This window comes from Janthinobacterium sp. GMG2 (genome assembly GCF_033949445.1).
In the GTDB taxonomy this organism is placed as follows: Bacteria; Pseudomonadota; Gammaproteobacteria; order Burkholderiales; family Burkholderiaceae_D; genus Janthinobacterium; species Janthinobacterium aestuarii.
Genome location: NZ_JAXAWA010000003.1, coordinates 161233 through 181720 on the forward strand (window position 1 = coordinate 161233; position 20488 = coordinate 181720).

Sequence of the window (20488 nt, forward strand, 5' to 3'; positions counted from 1 at the left end):
GCGTTTTACTCGTCATCGACCAGCAATCGTCTGAATAGCAAACAATAATCCCAACGGAGACACCATGAAACGTAACGCTATCGCCATTGCCACCGCCACTCTTTGCGCATTGGGCTTTTCCGCCGCCGCGCACGCCCAGGTATCGGGCGACACCATCAAGATCGGTTTTATTTCCGACATGTCGGGCGTGTATTCCGACGTCGACGGCCTCGGCGGCGCGGAAGCCATCAAGATGGCGATCGCCGATGCCGGCGTCGTACTGGCCGGCAAAAAGGTGGAATTCATTTCCGCCGACCATCAAAACAAGGCCGACATCGCCGCTTCGAAAGCGCGCGAATGGTTTGACCAGCAGGGCGTCGACATGCTGATCGGCGGCACCAATTCCGGCGCCAGCCTGGCCATGGCCAAGGTGGCGGCGGAAAAGAAAAAAATCTTCATCGCCATCGGCGCCGGCTCCTCGCGCCTGACGAATGAAGAGTGCACGCCTTACACCGTGCATTACGCCTACGACACGGTGGCGCTGGCGCGCGGCACGGGCGGCACCATCGTCAAGCAGGGCGGCAAGAACTGGTATTTCATGACAGCCGATTATGCGTTTGGCCACTCGCTGGAAAAAGACACGGCCGAGGTCGTCAAGGCGGCCGGCGGCAAGGTGTTGGGCAGCGTCAAGCATCCGCTGGGCGCCTCCGACTTTTCTTCCTTCCTGCTGCAGGCGCAATCGGCAAAACCGCAAATTCTGGGCCTGGCCAATGCCGGTGGCGACGCCATCAACAGCATCAAGGCGGCCAACGAGTTCGGCCTGACGAAATCGATGAAACTGGCCGGCTTGCTGATCTTCATCAATGACATCCATTCGCTGGGCCTGAACCTGACGCAGGGCATGTACCTGACGGATGGCTGGTACTGGGACTTGAATGCGGACACGCGCGCCTGGTCGAAACGTTATTTCGCCAAGATGAAGAAAGAGCCATCGATGCTGCAGGCGGCCGACTATTCGGCGGCGGCCAACTACCTGAAAGCCGTCAAGGCAATCGGTACGGATGACACCGAGAAGGTCATGGCCTACCTGAAAAAGACCAAGATCAACGACATGTTCACCCAGAATGGCGAAGTGCGTCCCGATGGCCGCATGGTGCACGATATGTACTTGATGGAAGTGAAGAAACCGTCCGAGTCGAAATACCCATGGGATTACTACAAGGTAGTCGCCACCGTGCCCGGCGCGCAAGCATATGTGACCAAGGCCGAGTCGAAGTGTTCGCTGTGGAAGTAACGCTGTAGCAACCTCCACAGAGTGCCCGCCTGCGCGCGGGCGCTCTGTCCTGCATGCTTCGCCCGCAGGGTTCGCCTTGCGCCGCCGCACCCGTTTGCGGTGGCGCGTTTCCCTTGATACCACACCGCTATCCGGCGGTGCTTTTTATACTGTGATGCCATGGAAATTTTCGGCGTTCCAATACAAGCGATGATGAGCCAGCTGCTGCTGGGTCTCGTCAACGGCTCGTTCTATGCCATGTTGTCCCTCGGTCTGGCCGTCATCTTCGGCTTGCTTAACGTTATTAATTTCTCGCACGGCGCCATGTACATGATGGGCGCCTTCCTGGCCTGGATGGGCCTCAGCTATTTCGACATCAATTACTGGGCCATGCTCGTCATCGCCCCGATCCTCGTCGGCCTGGTCGGCATCCTGATCGAAAAGACCATGCTGCGCTGGCTGTATAAACTCGACCACCTGTATGGCTTGCTGCTGACCTTCGGCATCACCCTGATCATGGAAGGCGTGTTTCGCTCGTTCTATGGCGTCTCGGGCCAGCCGTATGCCGTGCCCGAAGCGCTGGCCGGCGCGACGGACCTCGGTTTCATGATCTTGCCGAACTACCGCGCCTGGGTGGTGATCGCATCGCTCTCCGTGTGCCTGGCCACCTGGTTCGTCATCGAGAAAACCAAATTAGGGGCCTACCTGCGGGCCGGCACGGAAAACCCGAAACTGGTGGAAGCGTTCGGCATCAACGTGCCGCTGATGGTGACGTTGACGTTCGGCTTCGGCGTGGCGCTGGCCGGTTTCGCCGGTGTGCTGGCGGCGCCCATCATCCAGGTTTCGCCGCTGATGGGCTCGAACCTGATCATCGTCGTGTTTGCCGTGGTGGTGATTGGCGGCATGGGTTCCATCATGGGTTCCATCCTGACGGGCCTGGGCCTGGGCGTGATTGAGGGCCTGACCCGCGTGTTCTATCCGGAAGGCTCGGCCACCGTGGTGTTCGTGGTGATGGTCATCGTGCTGCTGCTGCGTCCCGCCGGCCTGTTCGGCAAAGAAAAGTAATTCTCATCAGTCATGTATTGGAGCTACCACGATGAATAAGAATGTAGGCTACGCCATTGCCTTGCTGCTGGCGTTGGCGGCCCCGTTTTACGGCTATCCCGTCTTCCTGATGAAGTTGCTGTGCTTTGCCCTGTTTGCCTGCGCGTTCAACTTGCTGATCGGCTATACGGGCTTGTTGTCGTTCGGCCACGCGGCCTTCTTCGGCGGCGCCGGTTATGTCACCGGCTATGCGCTGCGCACCTGGGGCTGGCCAACGGAACTCGGTTTGCTGGCCGGCGTCGCCACGGGCGCCTTGCTGGGCCTGGTGATCGGCGGCCTGGCGATCCGCCGCCAGGGCATCTACTTTACGATGATCACCCTGGCGCTGGCGCAGATGGTGTACTTCCTGGCCTTGCGACTGCCGTTCACGGGTGGCGAGGATGGCTTGCAAGGTGTTCCACGTGGAACCTTGCTCGGCACGATAGACCTGGGCAATGACACCGTCTTGTACTACGTCGTGCTGGCCATCTTTGTCGCCGGCTTCGCCCTGATCGTGCGCACCATCCACTCGCCGTTTGGCCAGGTGCTCAAGGCGATCAAGGAAAACGAACCGCGCGCCATCTCGCTCGGCTATGACGTCAACAAGTACAAGCTGATGGCCATCGTCCTGTCCGCCTCCCTGGCCGCGCTGGCCGGCGCCACCAAGACCCTGGTGCTGGGCTTTGAGACGCTGACCGACGTGTACTGGGGCATGTCGGGCCTGGTTGTGCTGATGACTCTGGTGGGCGGCATGGGCACCTTGTCCGGCCCCATCCTTGGCGCCGTGCTGATCATTGCGCTGGAAAACAAGCTGGGCGATGTCGGTACCTATTTGGCCACGCACACGGGCATCGAGTGGTTCGGCACCCTGGGCGAATCGGTGGGCATGGTGACGGGCGTGATCTTCGTCATCTGCGTGCTGATGTTCCGGCGTGGTATTGTCGGCGAAGCCATTGCGCGCTTCGGCGGCAGGGCTGCCAAAGCCGCGGCCTGATTTTCAAGCAACGCCGGACGGATCGTCCGGCGTTTTTCATTGTGCGTCCACTGTTACTTCAACGGAGAGTACCACCATGCAAATGACGATCATGCGCGCGGGGAGCAGTCTGTGCACCGTGCTGGCATTGGCAGCCTGCGGCAGCAACCATGCGCCGGAAGAACTGAACCAGATGCCCGGCTACCTGGGTACCATCACGCGGGCCGACTACGACGGCAAGACGAACGACCTGCTCACGGCTGGCCTGGGCAAGACGGGGCTGGCGGGCGCCGCGCCCGCGTATGCGAACGTGGAACAGCCGACGCCGCTTGAACTGCGCCGCAATGCCATCTACGCCAATTACCGGGCCGTGCTCGACATTGCCGCCAACAGCGGCTACGGCACCCTGTACGGACCGAACGTGGATGCGTCCGGGAACGTGGGTACGGGCGAGGGCCTGGTCGCGGGCAGTGAATACATCGCCTATGCCGATGATGGCACGGGCAAGAAGAATGTTACCTTGATGGTGCAGGTGCCGGCCAGCTTCGACCCCGACCATGCCTGCATCGTCACGGGCACGTCGAGCGGCTCGCGCGGCATCTACGGCGCCATCGGCAGCTCCGGTGAATGGGGCTTGAAAAAAGGCTGCGCCGTGGCGTATGCCGACAAGGGTTCCGGCACGGGCTTGTATGTGTTCGAGGACGACAGCGTCAACCTGCAGAACGGCCTGCGCGCTGGCAGGGTGACCGCCGGCAAGAATGCGCTCTTCGCGCCGGACCTGAGCGACGCCGAGCGGCTGGCCTGGACTGGCACCAACCCGAACCGCATCGCCTTCAAGCATGCGCACTCGCAGCAGAACCCCGAGAAGGATTGGGGCAAGGTCACCTTGCAGGCCGTCGAGATGGCGTATTACGTTTTGAACGAGCGCTATGGCGTGCTGGCCCGCGACGGCAGTTCGCGCATCGTGCGGCTGACGCCGAAGAACACCATCACGATTGCCTCGAGCATTTCCAACGGCGCCGGCTCGGCCTTGCTGGCGGCGGAACAGGATAGCAAGGGCTTGATCAGCGGCGTGGCGGCCAGCGAGCCGCAAGTCCAGCCGGCGGCATCGAGCGCCTACACTGTGCGCCAGGGTGGGGCGGCGGTCGCCAATCCCGGCCGTGCGCTGTTTGACTACGCCACCTATGCTGCCCTGTATCAACCATGCATCGCCTCCGTGGCCGGCAACGCGGGACGCTGCACGGCGCTCGTCGCCAAGGGCTTATTGAACGGCGCCGACCTGGCGGCGCAGCAGGCGGACGCCAAGCAGCGCTTGCGCGCGTATGGCTGGTTGCCCGACTCCGATCCCTTGCAGGCCGCGCATGCGGGCACGAACATCCTCGTGGCCGTCACCTATGCGTATTCCTATGGAAAATTCTCCGTGACCGATAAAGTGTGCGGTTTCACGTTTGCGCAGACGGACGGCAGCGGCAATCCGATCGCGTTCACGTCGGCACAAAAGGCGGCCAGCTTTGCCGCACAAAATGGCATCCTCGGCAATGTCGTGTATGAGAACAGCGTGGGCGGCGCGAAGGTCTACACGGCCGGCGTGTCGCCGTCGAACAGCCTGGCGGACCAGTCGCTCGACGGCTTCCTGTGCCTGCGCAGCCTGGCGACGGGGCGCGACACCGTCAGCGGCGCCAACCTGCAAGGGACATTGGCCACGCAAAGCGTGCGCGTGCGTGCGGGCATGGCCGAGGTCGCGGCCAGCGGCAAATTGAACGGCAAGCCGGCCATCATCGTGCACGGACGCAGCGACACCCTGATTCCCGTCAATCACGCGTCGCGCGCTTACGTGGGCCTGAACGCTGCCGTGGAAGGGGGTAATAGCAAGCTGCGCTATATCGAGGTGACCAATGCGAACCACTTCGATTCCTTCAGCAATGCCTTGCCGACCCTGATCGTGCCGCTGCACGTGTACCTGAACCGGGCACTCGACGCCATGTATGCGCATCTGAATGCCAAGCAAGCTCTGCCGCCATCGCAGGTGGTGCGCACGGTGACGCGTGCCGATGCATCGACCCTGATCACGAATGTCAACGTGCCAGCGATCGCCACGGCGCCGGCGCCCGGCAATGTCATCAGTGTGACGGGGACTGTCGTCGATATTCCCAACTAGGCTATATGGTATGTAGAAGCTGCGGCCACGTTTCACGTGGCTGTTTTTATTCCCAGGCCGACTCGGCGATATGGCCCAGTCCCTGGAAGACGGGCTTGGAAAACCAGTAACCCTGCATCAGGGAAATACCGCAGCCGGAAAGAAAATCGCGCTCGGCGCGCGTCTCGATGCCTTCGGCCAGCACGCGGATACCGAGTTCATGGCACAGGCTGGCGATGGCCCGCACGATGGCCTGGCGCGGCGCATGCGTATCGATGCCGCGCACCAGGTCCATATCGATCTTGATGATGTCAGGCTGGTATTCGGCCAGCAAGTTCAAGCCCGCATAGCCGGCGCCGAAATCGTCGATGGCCGTCTGGAAACCGAAGCGCCGGTACGCGCGGAAGATCTCGACCAGATGTGGACGGTCTTGTACCCGTTCGCCTTCCGTCACTTCAAAGATGATTTTGTCGGTAGGGAAGCGATGGAGCTTGGCCGCTTCCAGGGTGCTGCGGATGCACACTTCAGGACGGTAAACGGCGTTGGGCAGGAAGTTGATCGACAGAAATCCCTGCATGCCCAGCCTGGCAGCGCCGGCCACGGCCTTGACGCGGCACGCCTGGTCGAAGCGGTAGCGGTTGTCGTCGTTGACTTGCGCCAGCACGCTGGCCGCGCTTTCGCCATTGGGGCCGCGCACCAGCGCCTCGTGCGCATAGATGCTGCGCGTGGCCAGGTCGACGATGGGCTGATACGCATACTCGAAGGCAAACGGCAGCGGCGCGCCGTCATGGCAGCCGGCACAGGCACCGTGCGGAAAGCTGGTGCTGTCAGGGTGGATGGGGATGTCGGGAGGCGTCATGGCGGCAGTGTAGCAGGGCGGGCCGGTCCTATTCCGTCTGCTGCTTCACAGTGCGGCCGCATAGATGGCGCGCGCGTCGGCGCGCGTGACGGGCCGTGGATTGTTGCCCAGCAAGCGCGTCTGCAGCATGGCTTCATCGGCCAGGTGGTCCAGGTCACCGGCTGCGATGCCCACCTCGCGCAGGGTGCGCGCGATGCCCGTGGCCACGGCGATTTCCTGCATCGTATCGATCAAGGCCACGGCTCGCGCTTCCTCGCTGCCCGCGATGCCGGGCTGCAGGATGGTGGCCAGTTGCGCATACAGGGGCGCTGCGTGGGACAGATTAAAACGCAGCACGTGCGGCAGCACCAGCGCATTCGACAGGCCGTGTGGCACGTGGAACAGTCCCCCGATGGGATAGGCGAGCGCATGCACGGCGGCCACGGGCGCGTTCGCAAACGCCTGGCCGGCCAGCATGGCGCCCAGCAGCATGGCTTGGCGCGCCGGCACGTTGGCGCCATCGCGGCAGGCGGTGACCAGGTTATTGGAGAGTAGCGACAGCGCTTGTGTGGCCAGCATGTCGGACAAGGGATTTTTCAGCAGGTGGCTGGTGTACGCTTCGATCGCATGCACCATGGCATCGATGCCGGTGGCGGCCGTCACAGCGGGCGGCAAACCCAGGGTCAGGTTGGCGTCGAGGATGGCCAGGTCCGCATACAGTTGCGGCGCGACCACGCCCATCTTGCTGGTGGCGCCTGTGGTGACGATGGCGATGTGCGTCACTTCCGAGCCCGTGCCGGCCGTGGTCGGCAATTGCACGAGGGGCAGGCGCTGGCCGTGAACATTACCGATGCCATACAGTTGCGCCAGTTCTTGGTGGCCTGGTGCCAGCACGGCGATCAGCTTGGCCACGTCCAGCGAGCTGCCGCCACCGAGGCCGATAATCAGTTCCACGTGAAACATCTGCGCCTGGGCCACGCCGGCCAGCACGACGGCTTCGGGCGGATCGGCTTGCACGTCGGAAAACACGTGGACCTCAATGCCGGCCGCCTGCAAGCTGTGCCGGGAGGCGTCGGCCAGGCCCGTGCGCAAAAAGCCCGCATCGGTGACGAGCAGGGCGCGGCGTACGGTGGGGAAGTGGTGGGCGATGTGCGTGCCCAGTTGGGCGGCGGCGCCCGGTTCAACGATCAGATGCGGCACGGTGCGAAACTGGAAGGCGGACATGCAGACTCCTGACAGTGAGGACAGAAGCCAAGCTTACTCCGCTTTCCAGCCCCGCGCCTGTTTCACGTGGAACCAGATCCGTCGCTTACTCCCAGTCCAGCGCGCCTTTCTTCCACTCATAGACTAGTCCGATTGTCAGCACGGCGAGAAAACCCATGACGGCCCAGAAACCGACCAGGCCCAGTTCGTTGACATTGGCCGCCCACGGCATCAGAAAGATGACTTCGATATCGAACAGGATGAACAGAATGGCGACCAGATAGAAGCGGACGTCGAACTTCATGCGCGCATCGCCGAATGCTTCGAAGCCGCATTCGTACGGCGACAGTTTTTGTGCATCCGGTTTGTGCGGACCGAGCGCGCGTCCCAGCAGCATGGGCACGATGCCGACGAGGATGCCGATCAGAATGAACAGCAGAACGGGAAAATAGTTTTCGAGGAGCATGGGGATTCCTCTCAGTGGCTGGACGACAGTTTCATCAGCACGATGCCGCACACGATGAGGACGGCGGCGCACACGCGCAGGGTGTTGACTTGCTCGCCCAGAAAAACGATGCCGACGATAAAGGCGCCGACGGCGCCGATGCCCGTCCAGATCGTATAGGCCGTGCCCAGGGGCAGGGTGCGCATGGCCAGCGACAGCAAGCCGAAGCTGGCGATCATCATGACGATGGTAAGGACGGAGGGAGTGAGTTTGGTGAAACCCTCGGAGAGTTTCATTGAGTATGCCCACACGACTTCAAACATGCCGGCAATGAGTAACAGTATCCAGGCCATGGCGGCTCCTTATACAGAGCGGGCCGTCCCGGTGTGTTCCCATGATGGGGGAGGCCGTCCTCCGATGGCCACAGGCGTGGCCACAGGCGTGGCCACAGGCGTGGCCACGGATGCGGACGATGCGGTAATTGTAGCAAACATTGCCGGACGTTGCAGCACCAGCGCGGGCACTGTCCTGGCACCGCTGCGTGTTCCACGTGAAACAAAAATCGCCGCTGACTTGCCCTTGCTGAGTAAAAATTAAGCAAAAATTGGCCCGTGGAAGGTTGCGCTTGCAAAAAGACTCTATAATCGGAGCTCTCTTCCCGCATTTTTACTTGCACTGTTACCTATTTATCATGTTATTTCCTACAGAATTCGACGTCATCGTTGTCGGCGGTGGTCACGCCGGTACCGAGGCGGCCCTCGCTTCCGCCCGCATGGGGCAGAAGACGCTATTGCTCACGCATAATATTGAGACACTGGGCCAGATGTCGTGCAACCCCTCCATCGGTGGCATCGGCAAGGGTCATCTGGTCAAGGAAGTCGATGCCATGGGCGGCGCGATGGCGATCGCCACCGACGAATCCGGCATCCAGTTCCGCATTCTGAACTCCTCGAAAGGCCCGGCAGTTCGCGCCACGCGCGCCCAGGCCGACCGTATTTTGTACAAGGCCGCCATCCGCACGCGCCTGGAAAACCAGCCGAATCTGTGGCTGTTCCAGCAAGCGGTCGATGATCTGATCGTCGAAGGCGACCGGGTCGTCGGCGCCGTGACGCAGATCGGCTTGAAGTTTCTTGCGCGCGCCGTCGTGCTGACGGCCGGTACTTTCCTCGACGGCAAGATCCACGTGGGCTTGAATAATTATTCGGCTGGCCGTGCCGGCGACCCGCCCGCCATCTCGCTGTCGGCCCGCCTGAAAGAGCTGAAGCTGCCGCAGGGCCGTTTGAAAACGGGGACGCCGCCGCGCATCGATGGCCGTACGATCGACTTTTCCGTCATGCAGGAACAGGCGGGCGACCTCGATCCCGTGCCTGTGTTTTCCGTGATGGGCAACACGGCCATGCACCCGCGCCAGGTACCGTGCTGGGTCACGCACACGAATAGCCAGACGCACGACATCATCCGTGCCGGCCTGGACCGCAGCCCCATGTACACGGGCGTGATCGAAGGCGTGGGCCCCCGTTATTGCCCGTCGATCGAAGACAAGATCCACCGTTTCTCGGGCAAGGAATCGCACCAGATCTTCCTCGAGCCGGAAGGCTTGACGACGCATGAGTTCTATCCGAACGGCATTTCCACGAGCCTGCCGTTCGACGTGCAGATCGCCCTGGTGCAATCGATGAAGGGCATGGAAAACGCCCACATCCTGCGCCCCGGCTACGCCATCGAATACGATTATTTCGACCCGCGCGGCTTGAAGGCGTCGCTGGAAACGAAGGCCGTCGCCGGCCTGTTCTTCGCCGGCCAGATCAACGGCACCACCGGCTACGAAGAAGCGGCCGCGCAAGGCATGCTGGCGGGCCTGAATGCGGCCTTGCTGACGCAGGACAAGGAAGCCTGGGTACCGGGCCGCTCCGAGGCCTATCTGGGCGTGCTGGTCGACGATCTGATCACCCAGGGCGTGCAGGAACCGTACCGCATGTTCACCAGCCGCGCCGAGTACCGTTTGAGCCTGCGCGAAGACAATGCCGACATGCGGTTGACGGAAATCGGCCGCGCTTTGGGCTGCGTCGGCGACGCCCAATGGCAAGCGTTCGAGACCAAGCGCGAAGCGGTGGCGCTGGAACTGCAGCGCCTGCGTTCCACGTGGGTCAATCCGCGCATCCTGGCGGCCGCCGAATCGGAACGCATCGTGGGCCAGGCCATCGAGCGCGAGTACTCGCTGGCGGACCTGCTGTGCCGCCCGAACGTCGCCTACGACACCCTGATGAGCATGACGGGCATGGAAGGCCAGGCCCTGGCCGGCCCCGGCGTGATGGATCCCGCCGTGCGCGAACAGGTGGAAATCCAGCTCAAATATGCGGGCTACATCGAGCGCCAGAGCAAGGAAATCGAGCGCCACGAACACTATGAAAACCTGGCCTTGCCAGAAGGTTTCAATTATCTCGATATCGGCGCACTGTCGGTCGAAGTGCGGCAAAAACTCGACAAGCAGCGCCCGGAAACCCTGGGCCAGGCATCGCGCATTTCGGGCGTGACGCCGGCGGCCATTTCGCTGCTGCTGGTGCACCTGAAAAAGCGCGGCTTTGGCGCCGCGCACACCACCACTTTAAAGGACGAGGTTGTTGAATGAAGCAGTTTGACCGGGCCGCATTGGCCCCCATTTTGAATGAAGGCATCGCCGCGCTGGGGCTGGACCTGAGCGCGGATCAGACGGAAAAACTGCTCGATTACCTGGCCTTGCTGGCCAAATGGAATAGCGTGTACAACCTGACGTCGGTGCGCGATCCTATGCAGATGCTGACCCTGCACGTGCTCGATTCGCTGGCCGCCGTGCCGGCGTTCGCGGATGCAAAGAATGTGCTCGACGTGGGCGCCGGCGGTGGCTTGCCGGGCATGGTCCTGGCCATCGCGCGGCCCGATATCAAGGTGTCGATGATCGATACCGTGCATAAAAAGACGGCTTTTTTGACGCAAGTGAAGGCCGAACTGGGCTTGAGCAACGTTAGCGTGTACACGAAACGGGTGGAACAGCTGGAAGTGCAGCAGAAATTCGACGTGATCACCTCGCGTGCCTTTGCCGACCTGTCCGACTTCGTCAACTGGTCGAACCACGTACTGGCCGAGGGCGGGCAATACATCGCCTTGAAAGGGGTGGCACCACCAGACGAGAGAGAGCGGCTGCCGCCAGACTGGAAAGTGACGGAATTACGCGCAATTCAGGTACCAGGGCTAAATGCAGAGCGTCATCTGGTCTTTATAGCAAGAATTTAAAAGTCAAAAAATAAATGAGATAAACAGTTTATACGGTATAAATAATATAAACCGTATAAACGATTTATATCGTATAAATGAAATAAACAGTATAAATCGTTTCGGCCGAATGCCGGGGCGCGTGATGAAGTTTGCATCTCTTTACAACTAGAAGATACATGGCCAAAATTTTTTGTGTAGCAAATCAAAAGGGTGGTGTTGGTAAAACCACAACAAGCGTCAACCTCTCCGCCGGTCTGGCCAAGTTGAACCAGCGTGTGCTGCTGGTCGACCTCGACCCGCAGGGCAATGCGACCATGGGTGCCGGCATCAACAAGGCCGGCCTGAAGGCGTCGACCTATGAAGTCATGCTGGGCGAGTCCAATGTCAAGACGGCACGCCAGCGTTCGGAAGCGGGGCGCTTCGATGTCTTGCCGTCGAACCGCGAGCTGGCCGGCGCGGAAGTGGAGATGGTCGAACTGGACAACCGCGAACGCCGCCTCAAGGATGCGCTGGCCGAAGTGGACGGCGAATACGATTTCATCCTGGTAGATTGCCCACCGGCATTATCGATGCTGACCCTGAACGGCCTGTGCGCGGCGCATGGCGTGATCATCCCGATGCAGTGCGAGTACTACGCGCTGGAAGGCTTGTCCGACCTGGTCAACACCATCAAGAAGGTGCACGCCAATCTGAACCCGGACTTGAAGATCATCGGCCTGCTGCGCGTGATGTTCGATCCACGCATGACATTATCGCAACAAGTGTCGGCCCAGCTGGAACAGCACTTCGGCGACAAGGTGTTCAACACCATCATCCCGCGCAACGTCCGCCTGGCCGAAGCGCCGTCGTACGGCTTGCCCGGCGTGACCTTCGACCCGAGCTCGAAAGGTGCGCAGGCGTATATCGCCTTCGGCGCCGAGATGGTCGAACGCATCAAACATATGTAAACAAGGGGCGAGCGTCTGCACAATATGGTGTGAGCGCTTACTCTGAAAACACGATTAGGACAGCATGGCTACGAAAAAATTAAAAGGACTGGGCCGCGGACTCGACGCCCTGTTGGGCGGCGGTGGCGGCGACTTCGCCAGTCCGGACACAAATCAACCGTCGAACTTGCCCGTGTCGCAAATGCAAGCGGGCAAATACCAGCCGCGCACGCGCATGGACGAGGGGGCCTTGAACGAACTGGCCGCCTCGATCAAGGCGCAAGGGCTGATGCAGCCGATCCTGGTGCGCCCGATCGGGCAAGACACCTTGAGCGGACTTGTCAAATATGAAATCATCGCCGGCGAACGCCGTTTCCGCGCCTCGCAACTGGCCGGCCTGACGGAAGTGCCGGTGCTGGTGCGCGATGTGGACGACCTGGCCGCCGCGGCCATGGCGCTGATCGAGAATATCCAGCGCGAAGACCTCAATCCATTGGAAGAAGCGCAGGGCATTCACCGCCTGATCGCCGACTTCAGTTTTACGCATGAGCAAGCGGCCACTGCGCTGGGACGCTCGCGCAGCGCCGTGTCGAACCTGTTGCGTTTGATGAACTTGGCCGCTCCTGTGCAAACCATGCTGATGGCCGGCGATATCGACATGGGCCATGCGCGCGCGCTGCTGGCCGTCGATGCGGCCAGCCAGATCACCCTGGCCAATCAGGTTGTGGCCAAGCGCCTGTCCGTGCGCGAAACGGAAAAGCTTGTCACGCGCACGGTCGAGGAAGCGGCCAACCCGGTCGAGCCGCGGCAAAAGGAAAAGTCGGGCGACATCGCGCGCCTGGAAGAAGAGCTGTCCGATGCGCTGGCCACGCCCGTGGTGTTCAAGATGGGCAACAAGGGCCGTGGCCAATTGGTGATTGATTTTGCCGATCTTGACGTACTGGATGGTTTGTTGACCCGCTTGCGTGGTTAAATAGCAAGCTGCAAAGACAGGGGCCATGCGGGTGTGGACAATCGGGCCATGCTTTCCGGATGCACCACGTGATTCCTTGATAACACGGCTGGGAGCGGCCAGACAAGCGGCTTTGCCATATAGTGGTGCAAATGGCGGCGAATAGTCGGTAAAGCGTCAGTTTCACGCAGCAATTGCCCTGCTGCGGTGCAGCAACGTTTGACTCTATAGATCAAAGCCAACTATAATCCCGTGTCTTTGCGTGTGTAGATTTTTCTGGGAACTTGGCAATTGAGTGATTCACAACAAAGTATTGCCAAGCCAGTCTACAAAGTAGTTGCCTTGCAGCTAGCAATCGCTATCAGTTTTGCCACGGTCACCCTGTTTTTCGGTGGCAGTGTCAGAGGCTGGTCCGCCGCATACGGCGGCGCTATCGCAGTCATCGGTAGCCTGGTGTATGCCCTGTTGGTAGTTCGCGGTTCTAGCGACGCCAATAAGGCATTCCGGGCGCATTTGCGCGCAGAAGTGGTGAAAATATTTATCACAGCGGTGCTGTTTATATTGGCACTGGTGTTGTTTCAGTCGGCCGCCTGGTTATGGCTGATCTTGGGTTTCGCGGTGGCAACCTTAGCATACTGGTTTTCATTGCTCGCTGTTTAATCATTGGTTTTGGGGCCTGTTGAGCTCTGAAACGACAAATCTAAATTCATTATGACCACAGAACACGCTATTGAAGCGGGCCATGCTGCCCCGGCCAACGCCACAGAATACATCAGTCACCATCTGGCCCACCTGAGAAGTGCCGACGGCATGATCAATCTGGATACGTTCTGGATTTCGGCCATTCTGGGCTTTGTTTTCCTGGCTGTTTTCTATATGGCGTCGCGCCGCGCGACGGCTGGTGTCCCCGGCAAGTTGCAAAACTTCGTCGAAATGGTCATGGAAATCGTCAATGACACTATTAATGGGGCCTTCCACGCGAAAAGCAAGGTCATCGCGCCGCTGGCCATCACAATTTTTGTGTGGGTCTGGTTGCTGAACGCGATGGACTTCCTGCCGGTTGACCTGTTGCCGAAGATTCTGAGCTGGTTTGGCGTGCATAAACTGCGCGCCGTGCCGACTGCCGACGTCAACCACACCTTCGCCATGTCGCTGTCGGTCGTGCTGTGCGTGATCGCCTTCTCGATCAAGGCCAAGGGCCTGGGCGGCTGGATCAAGGAACTGTTCACGGCACCGTTCCATGCGAGCGGCCTGATCGGCACGATCGCCCTGGCACCTGTCAATTTCTTGCTGCAAATGGTTGAGCTGGTTGCAAAACTGATCTCCCTGTCGCTGCGACTGTTCGGCAATATGTATGCCGGCGAACTGATTTTCATCTTGATCGCGTTGTTGCCTTGGTGGGCACAGTGGGCGTTGGGTGGTCCATGGGCAATTTTCCATATCTTGATTGTAACTTTGCAAGCTTTTGTGTTTATGGCGTTGACGGTTGTGTATCTGAGCCTTGCGGTTGAGAAACATTAATCATTAACTTTATATTTTGTTTTTTTAGTATCTTTCGTTTTTAAATTTAGGAGAATTTTATGCAAGCTCTGATCGCACAAGTACAAAGCATGACCGTTCTGGCAGCAGCAATCATCATCGGCCTGGCCGCAATCGGCACCGCTCTGGGCTTCGCTATCTTGGGTGGCAAATTCCTGGAAGCTTCGGCACGTCAACCAGAACTGATGCCACAACTGCAAACCAAACTGTTCGTTATCGCTGGTCTGCTGGATGCTATTTCGATGATCGGCGTTGGTGTTGCTCTGCTGTACACGTTCGCTAACCCGTTCCTGTCCGCTCTGACGGCTGTTGCTCAGTAATTCGCTCCAACCCTAGGAGAAACTTTTAGTTAGGAGCAAAGGTATGGACATCAATATGTCGCTCATCGGCCAGATGATCACCTTCGCGGTGTTGGTCTGGTTCTCGATGAAGTTCGTATTTCCAGCGCTGAACAATGCGCTGGATGAGCGTGCCAAACGAATCGCGGATGGATTGGCTGCGGCCGATCAAGGTCAAGCTTCGATGGCAGTCGCTGAAAAGCGTGCGCAAGAGGCATTGAACAGTGCACGTGAAGAAGCGTCGCAACGCGTTGCGGACGCTGAAAAGCGCGCGCAGCTGGTTGCTGAAGAGATCAAGCAAAATGCACAAGCTGAAGCTGCGCGTATCATTGCGCAAGCCCAGTCGGACGCCGAACAGCAACTGTCGAAAGCACGCGAACAATTGCGCGCTCAGGTGGCTGACCTGGCTGTCAAGGGTGCCGAGCAGATCTTGAAGCGTGAAGTTAACGCTACGGCTCACGCCGAAATGTTGCAGCGTCTTGCTGTCGAGCTGTAATCATGGCAGAACTCGCAACCGTCGCCCGTCCCTACGCGGAAGCTTTGTTCCGCGTAGCCCAAGCTGGTAAGGAGTCAAGCAACCTCGCGGCGTGGTCCGAGCTGGTGTCCGAACTGGCACAGATCGGTAGCCACCCCGAGGTACAGGCGTACGCGCGCAATCCGAAAGTTTCGGAAAGCGACGTCGCCGCCACCATCCTGTCGTTGTTGAAATCGCCGCTCAATGAGGAAGTGAAAAACTTCGTCACGATGTTGATCGAAAATGGCCGCATCAGCCTGCTGCCGGAAATCGGCGCGCAATTCCATGCCTTGAAAAATGGCCTGGAAGGTGCGGCTGACGCCGAGATCACGAGCGCTTTCGATCTGAGCGAAGGCCAAACGGCCGAGCTGGTCGCAACGCTGGAAAAGAAATTCAGTCGTAAGCTCAACCCTGCCGTCACAGTGGATCCATCGCTGCTCGGCGGCGTGCGCGTGGTCGTTGGCGACCAGGTGCTCGATACCTCGGTGCGCGCCAAGTTGCAGCAACTGCACGCTGCACTGGTGTCGTAAGACACGCGCTTCGGCAGGCCAGCTTAGACAGACCCTTACCCCTCGCGCAAGCTGAGAGAAACACTTTTAGGAGTTAGTATGCAACTCAACCCATCTGAAATCAGCGAGTTGATCAAGAGCCGGATCCAAGGTCTTGACGGCGGCGCTGAAGTGCGTAATCAAGGCACGGTTATTTCCGTCGCCGACGGTATCTGCCGCATCCACGGTTTGTCGGACGTGATGCAAGGCGAGATGCTGGAATTCCCAGGCAACACGTTTGGCCTGGCAATGAATCTGGAACGCGACTCCGTCGGTTCCGTGATTCTGGGTGCCTACGAGCACATCTCCGAAGGCGACACGGTGAAATGCACCGGCCGCATTCTGGAAGTGCCAGTCGGTCCTGAGCTGCTCGGCCGCGTTGTCAACGCGCTGGGTCAGCCGATCGACGGCAAAGGCGCCATCGAAACCAAATTGACGGCCGCGATTGAAAAAATCGCACCGGGCGTGATCGCCCGTGAATCCGTTTCGCAACCGATGCAAACCGGCCTGAAGTCGATCGATGCGATGGTTCCAGTTGGCCGCGGCCAGCGCGAACTGATCATCGGCGACCGTCAAACCGGCAAGTCGGCTGTGGCGATTGATGCGATCATCAATCAAAAAGGCCAGGGCATGAAATGTATCTACGTCGCGATTGGCCAAAAAGCCTCGTCGATCAAGAACATCGTGCGCTCGCTGGAACAGCACGGCGCGATGGAATACACCATCGTTGTCGCCGCTTCCGCTTCGGAATCGGCCGCCATGCAATACATCTCGCCGTACTCCGGTTGCGCCATGGGCGAATACTTCCGTGACCGCGGTGAAGATGCACTGATCGTCTACGATGATCTGTCCAAACAAGCTGTTGCATACCGTCAAATCTCGCTGCTGCTGCGCCGTCCACCAGGTCGCGAAGCGTACCCAGGCGACGTGTTCTACCTGCACAGCCGCCTGCTGGAACGCGCAGCACGCGTGAACGCCGACTACGTCGAGAAGTTCACCGACGGCGCCGTCAAAGGCAAGACCGGTTCCCTGACGGCACTGCCGATCATTGAAACGCAAGCTGGCGACGTGTCCGCATTCGTTCCAACCAACGTGATTTCGATTACCGACGGTCAGATCTTCCTGGAAACCTCGCTGTTCAATGCCGGTATCCGTCCTGCAATTAACGCCGGTATTTCCGTATCGCGCGTCGGTGGCGCCGCCCAGACCAAGGTCATCAAAAACCTGTCCGGCGGTATCCGTACCGACTTGGCGCAGTACCGTGAACTGGCCGCGTTTGCGCAGTTCGCTTCGGACCTCGATGAATCGACCCGCAAGCAGCTGGACCGTGGTGCCCGCGTAACGGAATTGCTCAAGCAAGCCCAATACTCGCCACTGTCGATCTCGCTGATGGCTGTATCGCTGTTCTCGGTGAACAAAGGCTTCATGGACGACGTGCCAGTCAAGCAAGTGCTGTCGTTCGAAGCTGGTGTCCACGCTTACATGAAGACCAAGCAAGCTGCTCTGCTGGCCAAGATCGAAGAAACCAAGCAACTCGACAAAGACAGCGAAGCAACTCTGTCGGCGGCCATTGCTGATTTCAAGAAATCCGGCGCATATTAAGCGGCCAGGCGGCGCCCACCTCGAGTGAGGCGCCGCCCTACGCGCAGAAGGAGTAAGGACTCATGGCATCAAGCAAAGAGATACGAGGCAAGATCAAGAGCGTAGAGAATACGAAGAAGATCACCAAGGCGATGGAAATGGTCGCCGCGTCCAAAATGCGCAAGGCGCAAGACCGGATGCGGGCCGCTCGTCCCTACAGTGACAAGATTCGGAATATCGCCGCCAATCTGGCGACCGCCAATCCGGAATACACGCACCCGTTCCTGGCAGTTGCCCAGGGTACGCAAGCGAAGGCAGTGGGTTTCATCGTTGTCACGACCGACAAGGGTCTGTGCGGCGGCATGAACACCAACATCCTGCGCCAGGTGACGTCGAAGTCGCGCGAGCTGGAAGCAGCTGGCAACCGGGTTGAAGCAGTTGCCATCGGTAACAAGGGTTTGGGTTTTTTGAATCGCATCGGCGTCAAGATCGTCGCCTCTGCCATTCAGACCGGTGATACGCCCCACCTGGACAAACTGATCGGACCCGTCAAGGTCATGCTCGAAGAGTTCCAGGCAGGCAAGATCGATGCAGTGTACCTGTGCTACACCAAATTCATCAACACGATGAAACAGGAACCAGTCGTGGAGCAATTGCTGCCCCTGACGGCCGACAAGATGGTCGCCGACAAGAGCGCACACTCGTGGGATTACATCTACGAGCCGGATGCACAAAGCATCATCGACGAATTGCTGGAGCGCTATGTAGAAGCGCTGGTGTACCAGGCTGTCGCGGAGAATCTGGCGTCCGAGCAATCGGCACGGATGGTCGCGATGAAAGCTGCAAGCGACAACGCGGGTAGTGTGATCGGCGAATTGAAGCTGATCTACAACAAGACCCGCCAAGCTGCGATTACCAAAGAACTCTCCGAAATCGTCGCCGGTGCGGCTGCGGTTTAAACGAATTTAACTATATTGAAGGAACGAACATGGCTGATGGCAAAATCGTTCAGTGTATCGGCGCTGTGGTGGACGTTGAGTTTCCCCGCAACGCGATGCCTAAGGTATTTGATGCCTTGAAGATGGCAGGCTCGGAACTGACCCTGGAAGTACAACAGCAGTTGGGCGACGGCATTGTCCGTACCATTGCACTCGGCTCGTCCGATGGCCTGCGTCGCGGCATGATGATCCAGAACACCGGCAAACCTATCATGGTGCCAGTCGGTAAAGCAACCCTGGGTCGCATCATGGACGTGCTGGGCAACCCGATCGACGAATGCGGCCCCGTGTCGCACGAGCAGATCGCGTCGATCCACCGCACCGCTCCTGCATACGACGAACTGTCGCCATCGCAAGAACTGCTGGAAACCGGCATCAAGGTGATCGACCTGGTTTGCCCGTTTGCAAAAGGCGGTAAAGTCGGTCTGTTCGGCGGCGCTGGCGTAGGCAAGACCGTGAACATGATGGAACTGATTAACAACATCGCCAAAGCGCACAGCGGCGTGTCCGTGTTCGCCGGTGTTGGTGAGCGTACTCGTGAAGGTAACGACTTCTACCACGAGATGGCTGACGCGAAAGTGGTCGATCTGGAAAACCCGGAGAATTCCAAAGTCGCGATGGTCTACGGTCAGATGAATGAACCGCCAGGTAACCGTCTGCGCGTTGCGCTGACCGGCCTGACGATCGCTGAATCGTTCCGTGATGAAGGCAAGGACGTTCTGTTCTTCGTCGACAACATCTACCGCTTTACGCTGGCTGGTACCGAAGTCTCGGCACTGCTGGGCCGTATGCCGTCGGCTGTGGGTTACCAACCGACCCTGGCTGAAGAAATGGGCCGTCTGCAAGAGCGTATTACGTCGACCAAGACCGGTTCGATCACCTCGATCCAGGCCGTCTACGTTCCAGCCGATGATTACACCGATCCGTCGCCTGCTACCACGTTTGCTCACTTGGATTCGACCGTTGCGCTGTCGCGTGACATCGCTTCCCTGGGTATCTACCCAGCCGTGGACCCACTGGATTCGACCTCGCGTCAGCTGGATCCGTTGATCGTTGGTCAAGAGCACTATGACACCGCGCGTGCCGTGCAAACGACCCTGCAACGCTACAAGGAATTGCGCGACATTATCGCGATTCTGGGTATGGACGAGCTGGCACCGGAAGACAAACTGCTGGTCGCCCGCGCACGTAAGATGCAGCGTTTCCTGTCGCAGCCTTTCCACGTCGCTGAAGTCTTTACTGGCGCGCCTGGTAAATACGTTTCGCTCAAAGACACGATCAAGGGCTTCAAAATGATCGCTTCGGGCGAACTCGATCACCTGCCGGAACAAGCGTTCTACATGGTCGGCACGATCGAAGAAGCAATCGAAAAAGCCAAGAAACTTAACTAAGTTAAGTCTGGGCCTAACCCCGCCCCTCAGAAGGCGGGGTTCTTCAACCCGATAGGACACACATGGCACACACAATTCACGTTGACGTGGTTTCCGCTGAAGAACTGATTTTTTCAGGCGAAGCAGAATTCGTCGCGTTGCCGGGTGAACAGGGCGAGCTGGGTATCTACCCACGCCACACGCCTTTGATTACCCGCATCCGTCCGGGCGCGGTCCGCATCAAGGTAGTCGGCCAGGCTGAAGAAGAGTTCGTCTTCGTTGCCGGCGGCCTGCTGGAAGTGCAACCGGATACCGTGACTGTCCTGGCCGATACCGCGATCCGCGGTCACGACCTCGACGAAGCGAAAGCGCTGGAAGCGAAGAAGTTGGCGGAAGAAAATATCCACAACAAGGATTCGGGCATCGACTACGCGCAAGCGCAAGCCGAGCTGGCCAGCGCGATTGCGCAGCTGGCAGCGATCCAGAAGCTGCGCAAGATGTAATCAATCTGCGCCGCGCAAGAAAGGCAGCCTTCGGGC

Annotated in this window: 21 protein-coding genes; 17 read left to right on the forward strand and 4 right to left on the reverse strand. The window is 59.3% G+C overall.

The features are described 5' to 3' along the window. Positions 1-64: 64 nt before the first annotated feature. The 4 genes from SKZ59_RS12765 (at position 65) to SKZ59_RS12780 (ending at position 5466) form a co-directional block, all read left to right on the forward strand. A complete protein-coding gene (locus SKZ59_RS12765) occupies positions 65-1273 on the forward strand; it encodes an ABC transporter substrate-binding protein (protein WP_072456017.1) in 1209 nt (402 codons plus the stop codon). 159 nt (positions 1274-1432) lie between these two features. Beyond that, positions 1433-2317: a branched-chain amino acid ABC transporter permease gene (locus tag SKZ59_RS12770; RefSeq protein WP_034752662.1), complete on the forward strand. Its 885-nt coding sequence runs from the start codon at positions 1433-1435 to the stop codon at positions 2315-2317. Between the two features lie 31 nt (positions 2318-2348). Next, positions 2349-3329 (forward strand): branched-chain amino acid ABC transporter permease, encoded by a 981-nt coding sequence (locus SKZ59_RS12775; protein WP_319991996.1) that lies wholly within the window; start codon positions 2349-2351, stop codon positions 3327-3329. A 76-nt stretch (positions 3330-3405) separates the two neighbouring features. Then, a complete protein-coding gene (locus tag SKZ59_RS12780; RefSeq protein WP_319991997.1) occupies positions 3406-5466 on the forward strand; it encodes a 3-hydroxybutyrate oligomer hydrolase family protein in 2061 nt (686 codons plus the stop codon). Between the two features lie 46 nt (positions 5467-5512). Here SKZ59_RS12780 and SKZ59_RS12785 read toward each other — a convergent pair whose 3' ends face one another. The 4 genes from SKZ59_RS12785 to SKZ59_RS12800 all read right to left on the reverse strand — a co-directional run bounded on the left by SKZ59_RS12785 (position 5513) and on the right by SKZ59_RS12800 (position 8284). Further along, entirely contained in the window at positions 5513-6304 is a 792-nt protein-coding gene (locus SKZ59_RS12785) for an EAL domain-containing protein (protein ID WP_319991998.1), read from the reverse strand. Between the two features lie 45 nt (positions 6305-6349). After that, positions 6350-7507, reverse strand: coding sequence for an iron-containing alcohol dehydrogenase (locus SKZ59_RS12790; protein WP_319991999.1), 1158 nt, complete (start codon positions 7505-7507; stop codon positions 6350-6352). A gap of 85 nt (positions 7508-7592) precedes the next feature. Then, positions 7593-7952, reverse strand: a complete 360-nt coding sequence (locus tag SKZ59_RS12795; RefSeq protein WP_139092060.1) for an NADH-quinone oxidoreductase subunit A — start codon at positions 7950-7952, stop codon at positions 7593-7595. A gap of 11 nt (positions 7953-7963) precedes the next feature. Next, the gene (locus SKZ59_RS12800) at positions 7964-8284 is read right to left on the reverse strand and encodes an SMR family transporter (protein WP_319992000.1); all 321 of its coding nucleotides are present in this window, start codon (positions 8282-8284) and stop codon (positions 7964-7966) included. Positions 8285-8622: 338 nt separating this feature from the next. On the opposite strand from SKZ59_RS12800, the gene mnmG reads away from it, so the two are divergent. From mnmG to SKZ59_RS12865, 13 genes are all read left to right on the forward strand, one after another. Beyond that, positions 8623-10560 (forward strand): tRNA uridine-5-carboxymethylaminomethyl(34) synthesis enzyme MnmG, encoded by a 1938-nt coding sequence (gene mnmG / locus SKZ59_RS12805; RefSeq protein WP_319992001.1) that lies wholly within the window; start codon positions 8623-8625, stop codon positions 10558-10560. Then, the gene (rsmG, locus tag SKZ59_RS12810) at positions 10557-11201 is read left to right on the forward strand and encodes a 16S rRNA (guanine(527)-N(7))-methyltransferase RsmG (protein ID WP_319992002.1); all 645 of its coding nucleotides are present in this window, start codon (positions 10557-10559) and stop codon (positions 11199-11201) included. The genes mnmG and rsmG overlap by 4 nt, the downstream gene beginning before the upstream one ends. Positions 11202-11359: 158 nt before the next feature. Continuing rightward, entirely contained in the window at positions 11360-12130 is a 771-nt protein-coding gene (locus SKZ59_RS12815) for an AAA family ATPase (protein WP_319992003.1), read from the forward strand. A 64-nt stretch (positions 12131-12194) separates the two neighbouring features. After that, on the forward strand, positions 12195-13082 hold the full coding sequence (locus SKZ59_RS12820; protein WP_034752690.1) for a ParB/RepB/Spo0J family partition protein: 888 nt from the start codon (positions 12195-12197) through the stop codon (positions 13080-13082). A 270-nt stretch (positions 13083-13352) separates the two neighbouring features. After that, complete coding sequence (locus SKZ59_RS12825; protein WP_034752692.1) at positions 13353-13721, forward strand: ATP synthase subunit I; 369 nt, start codon at positions 13353-13355, stop codon at positions 13719-13721. A 51-nt stretch (positions 13722-13772) separates the two neighbouring features. Beyond that, complete coding sequence (gene atpB, locus SKZ59_RS12830) at positions 13773-14582, forward strand: F0F1 ATP synthase subunit A (protein WP_046681851.1); 810 nt, start codon at positions 13773-13775, stop codon at positions 14580-14582. Positions 14583-14641: 59 nt separating this feature from the next. Further along, positions 14642-14920, forward strand: coding sequence for a F0F1 ATP synthase subunit C (atpE, locus tag SKZ59_RS12835; RefSeq protein WP_034752695.1), 279 nt, complete (start codon positions 14642-14644; stop codon positions 14918-14920). 43 nt (positions 14921-14963) lie between these two features. After that, positions 14964-15434: a F0F1 ATP synthase subunit B gene (locus SKZ59_RS12840; RefSeq protein ID WP_034752697.1), complete on the forward strand. Its 471-nt coding sequence runs from the start codon at positions 14964-14966 to the stop codon at positions 15432-15434. Positions 15435-15436: 2 nt separating this feature from the next. Beyond that, positions 15437-15982, forward strand: a complete 546-nt coding sequence (locus tag SKZ59_RS12845; protein WP_034752699.1) for a F0F1 ATP synthase subunit delta — start codon at positions 15437-15439, stop codon at positions 15980-15982. Between the two features lie 78 nt (positions 15983-16060). Then, positions 16061-17602, forward strand: coding sequence for a F0F1 ATP synthase subunit alpha (gene atpA, locus SKZ59_RS12850; protein ID WP_034752701.1), 1542 nt, complete (start codon positions 16061-16063; stop codon positions 17600-17602). 62 nt (positions 17603-17664) lie between these two features. Further along, positions 17665-18540, forward strand: coding sequence for a F0F1 ATP synthase subunit gamma (gene atpG / locus SKZ59_RS12855; RefSeq protein WP_319992004.1), 876 nt, complete (start codon positions 17665-17667; stop codon positions 18538-18540). A gap of 29 nt (positions 18541-18569) precedes the next feature. Beyond that, a complete protein-coding gene (gene atpD / locus SKZ59_RS12860; RefSeq protein WP_034752705.1) occupies positions 18570-19970 on the forward strand; it encodes a F0F1 ATP synthase subunit beta in 1401 nt (466 codons plus the stop codon). A 62-nt stretch (positions 19971-20032) separates the two neighbouring features. After that, positions 20033-20452: a F0F1 ATP synthase subunit epsilon gene (locus SKZ59_RS12865; RefSeq protein WP_034752707.1), complete on the forward strand. Its 420-nt coding sequence runs from the start codon at positions 20033-20035 to the stop codon at positions 20450-20452. The last annotated feature ends 36 nt before the right edge of the window (positions 20453-20488 follow it).